We start from the raw sequence: 10,652 nt of genomic DNA, 5'->3' as shown, positions 1-10,652 counted from the left end.
GCGGGAGCGGGAGCGAGCCGCACCGTCGGCACCACCCCCCGCGGCCTCGAGATGTCCACCCGGTGATGCTCGTGCAGCCGATAATCGCCGCACGCCGGCGGATCAGCCGGCGGCGGACCCGACAAAGACGTGCCCACAATGCACGGATGACCGCTGAACAGCCACGCCGGCCGATCAGACGACGCCACCCCCACATGCACAAACCGGATATCCGACAACGACGACACACCGGTGTCCACCGCGGTCAACAACCCGCCCGTCTCAGTGCGATACGCGCCGAAATCCACATCCGGCGACGCCAAACCGCTGCGGGTCAACACCCGCACATTCAAATCAAACCGCACCGGACGCGACAGCACCACCCAGATATTCCCCCCCGGGCCGCCCCGCCGCTCGAACAGCACCTCGGCCTGATCATCATCGCGGACCACCACCTCCAACTCCCGGCGCGCCGACACAGCCTCCGCCCCCAAAGCAGCCCCCGACACCTCCAACGCCGCGACCCACACCCAATCATCCTCCACAACATTGTCATCGATCATCGGCACAAAAAACCGCGCCGACGACGCCCCCGCCTTCACCACCGCGGTATGACGCGCCTCATAGATGTCGCCGCCGGGGCCCAACGACGGCGCCCACAACCCCGCCGCCGCCTCAGGCTCCAGGGTGACAGCCACCCGGAAATCCGCCTTCGCCGCCGGCGACACGCTGACCGGCAAAACCAACTCCGACGACTCCAACCACGCCGTACGACGACCCCCCTCCAAACCGCCATAATCCCAACCCGCCGACACCGCATCCCCCACCGGACCGTCCCCATCGCTGGCCTGGATCGTCACCGTGTGCACGCTCTTCTCCGGATCCAACTCCACATCCGCAACACCCGGATCCACCAAAGTCAAAACAACAGACTCCGCCCCCTCCGGCTCCGCATCATCGGACACCCACACCGGGACATCCACCGACGACGCCCCCACCGGCACCAACACCCGCCCCCGCCCCACCAAACCCCGCGCAGACCGCACCCAAAAATCCCCGAACGGCTCCGCCGAACCCGACAGCAAGAACTCCAACGCGAACGCGGTCGGCGCGGCGCTCGACAGCGACACTGTCGCCGTCGCCGTGGCGCCCTCCGCCGCGGCGGCGTCGGGCGCGGCCTGGGCGAAGCCGACCACCACCGTCTCGGTGATCGTCACCGTCGCCGTGGTCCGCGGCCCCGCCACCAGACCGTTCGGCAGCGACCCGATTGCCAGGATCACCTCGAACACCTCGCCGTCGTCGGCGACGTTGTCCGCCGCCGTCGGGACCGACACCGTGCCGCGGGTCTGCCCGGCGGGGATCGTCACCGAGCGGTTGCCGGCGGTGAAATCGGCCGGGCTGTCCGCGGTGCCCGACGACCCCTTCTGGGCCTGCACCGTGATCATGGCCGCCGCGCCGATCGCACGCGACAGCACCACACCGATCTCGGCGGGACTGCCCTCGGCAGCCTCGAACGCGGCGGCCGACAACGACACCGACGCCTCATAGATCGTGGCGTTCGCCGTGCGCTGGGGCCCCAGCGCCACGCCCGCCGGCAGCATGTGACCCACGATGGAGATCCCGAACTGCTCCGCGCCCTCAGCCACGTTGTCGGCGACGGTGGGAATGTCCACGGTCGCCTCGGTCTCACCGGCGGGGATCGTGACCGTGAACGACCCGGACGTGAAGTCCGTGCCCGAGCCGGTCGCGGTCGACCCCGTCGCCAAAAGCGCAACCGGCGTGTCCACGCTGCGGGCCTGCGACAGCACGACCGTCACCTGCACCGGGTCGCCCTCCACCGCCGAATACGTCGCCTGCCCGAAGCTCACCGACAGGTCGTCGTCGACGATCGTGAACGACCCCGACCCGCCGCCGATGCCCGCCGCCGTGGTCGCCACCGCAGCAGTCACCGTCTCAGGGCCCTCCGCCGTCGTGTCGCCCTTGACCCGCAGCCGCAGCCGCGTCGCGAAGAAGCCCTCCGTGGAGCGCTTCCCCAGCAGGATCTGCACAGTGAACGACCCGTTCGTAGGCGTCACCGCGAACCCGGCATAGGTCACGTCGTAGTCGGCGCCATAGGTCGCGGTGCCGCCCAACGTCAGCGTCACATTCGTCGACGCCGCATGCGACCCCTCCATCCCCACAACCAGCTTGTACTCAGCCGTGCCCGAGTCGCCCTCCGGTGCCGACGCCGGCTCGAACCGCGCCGACAACGACAGCTCCGAATGGCCGATCACCGACTTCGCGAACCCGGCGTCGCCGCCCTGGTTGATCGTCAGCCCCTTCGGCAGATCCCCCAAAGTCACATAGAGCGCCTCGTCGCCCTCCGGCACCGTGTCGTCGGTGATCGGGATGCTCACCGACACCGACGCCGTGTTCGCCGGGATCGTCACCGTGTAGGGCCCGTCGCCGGACCCCGACAAAGCCGCCGACGACGTCAGCGTCCCGACATCGCCGCCGCCGTGCACCACATAGAACTGCACAACCGTCGCCGACGTGCGCACCGCGCCCAGCGCGAACACAGCCGTCGCGGTGCCGCCCTCGGCCACGGCGGCGGTCACCGACACCTCCACCGGCACCACCGTGCCGCCCGAGTCCTTGATCAGCATCCGCACCGCCCGAGAAGCCCCCACATCACCCGAAACCTCAGACGGGCCGACCCCCTGCACCGCCGACAGCGCCACCGCCCGCGACACCGCAGACTTGTCCGACGGCAGCGTGTTCGCCGCCGCCGCCGCGTCGAACAGCACCTTCTCGGCCGCCCCCGAACCCCCGACGAAGGTCACCAGACCCGACGCCGCGTCGAACGACACCCCCGACGGCGACCCCGACAAAGACAGAGTCACATCCTCCACCGGAGCCAGCACCGCCCGCACCATCTCACCCGCAGCCAAACCACGCGACAACCCGACCGAGAAAACATCGGTCTGAGCCGAACCGCCCTCAACAGCGAAAATCGTCTGATTCGGCGCCAACGACACATACACCTCAGCCCCCACAGGCGCCACCGTGAACGCAGGCGACATGCCGTACAGGCTGTTCGACGCGGTGCGGGCCTGGGTCTGGTTGGACAGCGGGCCATAGAAGCGGCCCGACGTCGCCGTCACCCGGTGCGCGCCGCGCTCCACCGGGCCCGCCTGGCCCAACGCCCCCGGCGACTGCTTCTTCGTGCACGAGTTCGTGGTGCCCGTCCACGGCCAGTTGTCGTCCCCGTGCGCCGCGCCGTCCTCGTCGCGCTGGTCGGTCAGCAGATCGTTCTTCCACCACACCTCAGGCTCCGGATTCGAACCCGAGTCATCCCGCACACAGAAATCCGCATAGCCGTTCGCCACCAGAGCGCCCTTGCCCGCCGCGTCCATCCAATAGATGCCCACCCCCGCGTCCGCGTTCGCCGACGTCGCGTCCGCATACGCACCCGACTCCCACAACCCCAGATGATCCCGGGCGTCCACCGACGACGTCGACCCCACCGCCTTGAACGCCGACACATAGGGCCCCAACAGGGCCGCCAGCGCGCCCGACCGCACCTCGCCCTGCACAAAACTGTCATACACCCCGATGTCGGTGGCCGTCGCGTCGCGCCGCGCGGTGGTGCGGAACAGCAGGCGGAACCGGTCCCCAGCATCGAGGCCGTCGGGCACCAGCGCCCAGTCCGCGGGCACCACCACATCGCCGTCAGAGTTCACGAAATAGTCGTCGTTGACGATCGTGTAGGCCAGCGACCCCTTGCCCGCGGCGACCGTCGCCGGACCCTGGCCCGCCACCTTCTCGATGCGGACCCGGATCGTCTCATCGGACTCCACCACCGCATCGCCCACAACCACCAGCTTGTAAGCCAACACCTGGCTGCCGTTCAACAGCACCTCCGCGCAGCCGCTCGTCAAAACCGTCGGCGTAGAGCCCGAGAACAGCCTCCAGTCCGAACCAAGGTCCGCGGTGCCCGCATCGTCCACACACAGCCTGAACAAAGACGGAGCGGACACAGACGTCGCCCGCACCTCCACCTCCACCTCCACGGACCCAGAATCGCCCTCCGGCCCCTGCGCCGACACGCCCGACGCGAACGACAACGCCACCGACCCCGAACCCTGCGCCCCCGCAGACACCGGCAACAACACCAACAACCCCGCCAACAACCCCAACACCAACAACACCCCCAACACACGACCTGGGTATCCGCCCCCCACACCGCGCCCGAACCCGCAGAGAACCCCACCGCCCCCAGCCCGCGCCCGAACCCCCCGAACACCCGACAAGCCAACCGAACCCACAGCAACTCCCGCCAAAACTCAAAACACCCGAAAACAGGCAACCGACAACAAACCAGACCCGCCCAAAACCCGGCCCAGCAACCCAAAACACTAACCCCCCCCCCCCCCCAACTCCAAATCAACCCCCAACCCGCCCGAACACCCGCCAACCAGCCGCCCCCGCCGCCGCCGCCGGCTCTCTGAGGTTCCCCCCTTTTCGTGGAGGCATGCTCTATAAGGAGGGGCTATGTCCAGACCACGAAGAAATTTCGACCGGGAGTTCCGCGATGGGGCTGCCCAGACCGTCGAAGATACTGGCCGGCCCGCGGCCTATCCCACCGTCGTCAGAGGAATCCAGACGATTCCATCGACATGCTCGAAGTGGCTGTCGCCCGATACTAGGTCGGCCCCGGTTTCCATGGCTTGGGCGGCTATCCAAACGTCGTTGGTCGGCAGGGGGCGGCCCTTGGCTCGAAGGGTCGCTGCTATTCGGGAGTAGCGGTCTGCGGTAACCGAGTTCACATCCACAAAAGTCGAATAAGGACTGTTGAGCACGGAGCGGAGGTCGGCGGCGTTTTGCGCAAAGCGCGATCCTCGCCGGAATCCGTAGAGAAGCTCACCGACTACGACGGCAGAAAACAGCAACTCCTCAGCCGCTCTCACAATCTCAGCGACCTGCTCATGTCCCCGCATGAGCAGGGAGTACGCGTTGGTATCCAATAGGACCCTCACGTCCAGGCATCCTCGTCGACGGTCCCGAGATCGGCGAGGGCGGCTTCGAACTCGTCGGCCTCCAGCGCGGTCCAACTCCCGATCAGGTGGTCAAGGGACGCTCCCACTGCCCAAGGCCGCTCAACATCCTCGCTCAGCCCCGCGCCCCGCCGAAGCAGCCTCAGCGCAGCTTGATTCAGCGAGATCCCCTCACCCGCGGCCAGCCGGCGCACGGCCGCACCCAACTCATCGCCGAACCCCCGAACCGTGAGCTGATCCACTCCGGCCTCCCCAAATGACTCGATAATGACTCAACATACCTCAATTTGATTCACCCTGGGTTTCGCGCAGGCTGTTTGTTGTGGTTTTCTGTTTTGCGGTGGTCGGTGTTCTCGGCAGCATAGGCGGCTTCGAACTGGTCGGGTGAGAGGTCGTCGAGGTAGCCGTGGATGCGCTGGGTGTTCCACCAGTGCATCCAGCCCAAGGTGGCGAACTCGACGCGTCGTCGATCGTGCGCCACGGTCCTTGCGGGCGCCCCGGCTCCAGCGGGCTGCTCCCACAGACGAGCTGCTGGACCAGCCACCTAGTGGGCGGTGAAGCTGATGGAGAGCAGGGCGTCGTCGGCGAGGTTGAGGAGGGGTTCGGGGTAGATGCCGAAGGCCAGGGTGAACAGCACCACGATGGCAATGGCCACCGCCGGACCGCGGGGGATACGCAGGCGGGGGGAGTCGGGGTCGGGAGCGTCTAGGAACATGGCCACCACGATCCGCAGGTACAAGAAGGCGGCTACCACCGCGAACAGCATGGCGATCACGGCCAGCCAGAAGGAGCGGGCGTCCACCGCGGCGGTTATCACCTCGAACTTGGCCCAGAACCCAGCGGTGAACGGAATGCCGGCCTGAGACAGCAACAGCACGGTAAATGCCACCGCCAGCAGCGGGCGACGGGCGGCCAAGCCCCGCACGCTGTCGATGCCGGTGCCCTCGTCGCCGGGGCCGCTCACCACGGTGACCACCGCGAAGCTGCCGACGGCCATGGCGGCGTAGGCGGCCAGATAGAACAACACGCTGGCCACGCCCTCGTCGGTGGCGGCCTGCACGCCGACCAGGATGAACCCGGCGTGGCTGATCGAGGAGTAGGCCAAGATCCGCTTCACGTCGGTCTGGACGATGGCCAGCATCGAACCCACCGCCAAGCTGGCAATGGCCAGTCCGAACACCACCGGCTGCCAGTCGTCGGCAAGTCCCCCGAAGCCGCCAAAGAACACCCGAAGCAAGGCAGCAAATCCAGCGGCCTTAACTCCAGCGGCCATGTAAGAAACCACCGGTGAGGGCGCCCCCTGGTACACATCGGGAGTCCAAGCGTGGAACGGCACCGCGGCCACCTTGAAGCCGAACCCCACCAGCAACATGGCCATACCGGCCAGAAGCAAGCCGTTGTCGCTCAGATTACTGTTCTGGAGACTGCCCTCGATGTCGATCAGCTTGAGCGATCCAGTAGCTCCGTACACCAGGGCGATGCCGTAGAGCAGGAATGCCGACGCGAACGCCCCCAGCACGAAGTACTTGATGCCCGCTTCCTGCGACTCGGCCCGGCGCAGGTGCATGGCCACCAGCACGTACACCGCCAGCGACAGGATCTCCAGGCCCAAGAACAGAACGATGAGGTTGTTGGCCGAGGCCATGGTGATGCCGCCGGTGGCCGACAGCATCAACAACACGTAGAACGCCGGACCGTCCAGGCTCTCCCGGTGCAAGAACCCGTCGGCCACCAGGGCGGTCAGCACCACGGTGCAGGCCAGCACAACGATGATGAACACCGAGAAGCCGTCCACCCCTATCGAATCTTCAATGGTTGAATGGGGGCCCCATTGCTCCACCCGTAGCCACACCGGAATGGCAGTGGCCAGCACCCCCAGCCCGGCAGCCACCGTCCAAGCCGCTGCGAACCAACTCGGCAGCCAGCGACCGGCCAGCGACACGATGGTCAACAGCACCACCGCGGCCCCCGCCATCACCAGATGGGGGATGAGGGGCAGCCACTCGATGTCGGGGATATCCACCTGGGCGAAGAGCGGGAGCATCAGTGGCCCTCCCCCTCGTCGCCGCCCATGAGGGTGCGGAGCTCCTCAAAGCTGCCCTCGGGCCGGTCATCCACGGTGGGCGAGTCGAACCCCTCGACCTGTTCCATATGAGAGATCAGCTCGTTGACAGCGGGCTCCATCCGCTCGATCACCGGCTTGGGGTACACCCCCAGAAACACGATGAGCCCCACCAGCGGCACCATTACCAGCTTCTCCTGCCAGTTGAGGTCGGGCATCGACCGGTTGGCGTCGTCGGGAGTGCCGTGGAACACCCGCTGGTAGGCCCACAACAGGTAGAGCGCAGCCAAAATGACCCCGGCAGCAGCCACCACCGCCCACCAGCGATGGGCCACAAAAGCACCGGCCAAGATCAAGAACTCGCCCACGAAACCGTTGAGGCCGGGCAGGCCCACCGACGACAGCATCACCACGGTGAACACCGCGGCCAGCACCGGGGCGGCCTTCTGAAGGCCGATCATCTCGGAGATCTGGCGGGTGTGGCGGCGCTCGTAGATGAACCCCACCAGCAAGAACAGCGCCCCGGTGGACAAGCCGTGGTTCACCATCTGGAGCAGACCGCCCTCGATGCCCTCGGTGTTGATGGAGAAGATGCCCAGCACGATGAACCCGAGGTGGGCCACTGACGAGTAGGCCACCAGGCGTTTCAGGTCGCGCTGCATGGTGGCCACCACCGCGCCGTACAAAATGCCGATCACCCCCAGGGTGAACAGCAGCGGGGCGAAGTAGCGGGACGCCTCGGGGAACAGGTACAGCCCGAAGCGCACCAGCCCGTAGGTGCCCAGCTTGAGCAGCACCCCGGCCAGAATCACCGACCCGGCGGTGGGGGCCTCGGTGTGGGCGTCGGGCAGCCAGGTGTGAACCGGGAACAAGGGCACCTTCACCGCAAAGGCCAGCACGAACGACAAGAAGATCCAGCGGGCGGTGATGGTGGGCAGCTCGCCCGCGCTCTGCGCCAGCTCCAAGACGTTGAAGGTGACGGCGTTGCCGGTCTCCCGGGCGGTGAGCAGCGCTAACACCAGCATCCCCACCAGCATGAGGGCCGAGCCCAGCATGGTGAACAAGAAGAACTTGGTGGCCGCGTACTTGCGGTTTTCGTGGCCCCACGACCCGATGAGGAAGTACATCGGGATCAGCACGATCTCGAAGAACAGGAAGAACAGCACCAGATCCAGCGCCAGGAACACTCCGAGGCAGCCGGTTTCCAGCACCAGCATCCAGATGTAATAGGCCTTGGCGTCGTGGGGCGGATCGCAGGCCACGATGGCTATGGGGAACAGCAGCCCGGTGAGCACCACCAAGAACAAAGAGATGCCGTCCACCCCGACGTGCCAGGAGATGCCGGCGGAGTCGATCCACTCGGTGAGCTGGGTGAACTGGAAGCCGCCATCGTGCTTGTCGAAGGCGGCCATCAGCCACAGGGTGAGCGCCCCGGTGGCCGCCGAGGTAGCCACCGCCACCGGCTTGAGCACCGTCGTCCGGGACGGTGCGATGAGCGCGATGACTGCCGCCCCCACCAAGGGCAAGAAAATGATGACCGGCAGAACGGTGGAGCTGCCCATTACCGCCCCATCCCATCAAGAGCCTTGCTCGACGATGCCACTGGAATTGCAGTCGCAGGCATCAGAACCCCGCCCTTGAGAAGAACCACGCCAGCAGCGCCACCGCGCCGATGGCGATGCCCAGGGCATAGCTGCGCACCAGGCCGGACTGCGACACCCGCAATCGGGAACCCGCCCGGCGGATCATGGTGCCGGTACCGTTGACCGCGCCATCCACCACCTGCTCATCGAATTGGGTGGTGCGCTCGAACGCCCGGCGGCCGGGACCGCCCATGAAGTTGGTGACGATCTCGTCGATGCGCCAGGCCCGGGCCAAGAAGGGATGCTCGATGCGGGCCGGGTCGATCCGGCGACGGATATAAACCGCGGCCCCGGCCGACACACCGCCCAAACTGCCGACGATGGCCACCAGGGCCAGCACCCACTGGGTGCCCCCGCCGAAGGGCAGATGGCCGCCATTGCCAAACAGGGAGGGCTTCAGCCAGTTGCCCAAGAAGTGGACATCGGAAGTGAACGGCAGGTTGAACACCCCGGCCACCATGGCCAAGCCAGCCAGCAGCACGAGGGGAACGGTCATCGTCCAGGGCGACTCGTGGGGATGCCGTTGGGGTTGTTCTTCGGTGCTGTCAGCCTCCGTGTCCGTCCAGCGGGGCGGGCCGAAGAAGGTCATCAGCACCAGCCGGGTCATGTAGAAGGCGGTGAGGATGGCAGTGGCCAACAACAGCACCCATAGCACCTTGTTCTCGCCGTAGGCGTAGGCCAGGATCTCGTCCTTCGACCAGAAGCCCGAGAACGGCGGAACCCCGGCGATGGCCAGCCAGCCGGCCACGAAGGTCATCGAGGTGATGGGCAGCAGCCGGGCCAATCCCCCGTAGCGGCGGATGTCCTGGTCGCCGTCCATGCCGTGGATCACCGAACCGGCCCCCAGGAACAGCAGCGCCTTGAAGAAGGCGTGGGTGACCATGTGGAAGATGGCGGCCACATAGGCCCCCGAGCCCACGGCCACGAACATGAATCCGAGTTGGCTGACGGTGGAGTAGGCCAGCACCTTCTTGATGTCGTTTTGGGCCACCGCGATGGTGGCGGCCATCAGCGCGGTGCCCAGGCCCACCCACATGATGAGGTCGGGCACCCAGCCGTGGGCCTCGGCGATGATCGGGCTCATGCGGGTGAGCAGGTACACCCCGGCGGTGACCATGGTGGCGGCGTGGATGAGGGCCGACACCGGGGTGGGTCCGGCCATGGCGTCGGGCAGCCAAATGTGCAGCGGGAACTGGGCCGACTTACCGGCCGCGCCCACCAGCAGCAGCACCACGATGGCTGACGCGGTGCCCGCGGCCACGCCGTTGGACTCTATGTCGAAGAAGATCTCGCCGTACTGGAGCGATCCGAAGGTCAAAAAGGCCAGGAACATGGCCACCAGAAAGCCCCAGTCGCCCACCCGGTTGGTGACGAACGCCTTCTTGCCCGCCGAGGCGTTGGCCTCGTCGGTGAACCAGAACGAGATCAGCAGGTAGGAGCAAGCCCCCACTCCCTCCCAGCCCAAGAAGGTGAGCAGCAGGTTGTCGCCCAGCACCAGCATGAGCATGGAGAAGGCGAACAGGTTGAGGTAGATGAAGAACTTGGAGAAGCCCTCGTCGCCGTGCATGTAGCCGATGGAGTAGAGGTGGATGAGGGCCCCCACCCCGGTCACGAACAGGGCCATGGTGATCGACAGCGGGTCGGCCAGAAAGCCGATGTCCACCGCCAGCTTCCCGGCCGGCACCCACTCGAACAGGGTGACCACCGTCTCCCGCTCGTCGCCGTCGTGGCCCACCAAGCCGATGAACACCAAAAGGGTGGCTACGAACGATCCGACCATCATGGCGGTGGCCAGCCAGCCGGCCCGGGGTTCGCCCAAGCGGCGGCCTATGGCCATCAAGACCAAGACCCCGGCCAGCGGGAAGGCGGGGATCAGCCAGACCAGGTCAACGAGCGTGCTCATTCACTCACTCCCGCGTATCCGGTCTTCTT

General features: G+C 66.6%; 7 protein-coding genes. All 7 read right to left on the bottom strand.

The genetic code is table 11. From position 1 onward, the window contains the following. Nucleotides 1-4,178, bottom strand: a 4,178-nt coding sequence (locus OXG30_05485) for a hypothetical protein (GenBank protein ID MCY4134348.1), incomplete at its 3' end; no start/stop codon positions are given. 417 nt (nucleotides 4,179-4,595) lie between these two features. After that, nucleotides 4,596-4,997, bottom strand: a complete 402-nt coding sequence (locus OXG30_05480) for a type II toxin-antitoxin system VapC family toxin (GenBank protein ID MCY4134347.1) — start codon at nucleotides 4,995-4,997, stop codon at nucleotides 4,596-4,598. Next, nucleotides 4,994-5,257, bottom strand: coding sequence for a hypothetical protein (locus tag OXG30_05475; protein MCY4134346.1), 264 nt, complete (start codon nucleotides 5,255-5,257; stop codon nucleotides 4,994-4,996). The genes OXG30_05480 and OXG30_05475 overlap by 4 nt, the downstream gene beginning before the upstream one ends. A gap of 50 nt (nucleotides 5,258-5,307) precedes the next feature. Further along, on the bottom strand, nucleotides 5,308-5,496 hold the full coding sequence (locus tag OXG30_05470) for a hypothetical protein (protein MCY4134345.1): 189 nt from the start codon (nucleotides 5,494-5,496) through the stop codon (nucleotides 5,308-5,310). A 63-nt stretch (nucleotides 5,497-5,559) separates the two neighbouring features. Further along, nucleotides 5,560-7,059 (bottom strand): NADH-quinone oxidoreductase subunit N, encoded by a 1,500-nt coding sequence (locus tag OXG30_05465; protein MCY4134344.1) that lies wholly within the window; start codon nucleotides 7,057-7,059, stop codon nucleotides 5,560-5,562. Next, the gene (locus OXG30_05460; GenBank protein MCY4134343.1) at nucleotides 7,059-8,639 is read right to left on the bottom strand and encodes an NADH-quinone oxidoreductase subunit M; all 1,581 of its coding nucleotides are present in this window, start codon (nucleotides 8,637-8,639) and stop codon (nucleotides 7,059-7,061) included. Before OXG30_05460 ends, OXG30_05465 begins: the two co-directional genes overlap by 1 nt. A 61-nt stretch (nucleotides 8,640-8,700) precedes the next feature. Next, complete coding sequence (gene nuoL / locus OXG30_05455; GenBank protein MCY4134342.1) at nucleotides 8,701-10,623, bottom strand: NADH-quinone oxidoreductase subunit L; 1,923 nt, start codon at nucleotides 10,621-10,623, stop codon at nucleotides 8,701-8,703. Between the last annotated feature and the right edge of the window lie 29 nt (nucleotides 10,624-10,652).

Source organism: bacterium, assembly GCA_026708015.1.
Lineage (GTDB): Bacteria > Actinomycetota > Acidimicrobiia > Acidimicrobiales > Bin134 > Poriferisocius.
Note: the sequence above shows the minus strand (reverse complement) of the source record. Positions and strands in the feature narration are given on the sequence as shown.

Bases quoted from the DNA above. Each gene is read 5' to 3' on its own strand.
- nuoL (MCY4134342.1), bottom strand. From the start codon at position 10,623: ATGAGCACGCTCGTTGACCTGGTCTGGCTGATCCCCGCCTTCCCGCTG.
- OXG30_05460 (MCY4134343.1), bottom strand. From the start codon at position 8,639: ATGGGCAGCTCCACCGTTCTGCCGGTCATCATTTTCTTGCCCTTGGTG.
- OXG30_05465 (MCY4134344.1), bottom strand. From the start codon at position 7,059: ATGCTCCCGCTCTTCGCCCAGGTGGATATCCCCGACATCGAGTGGCTG.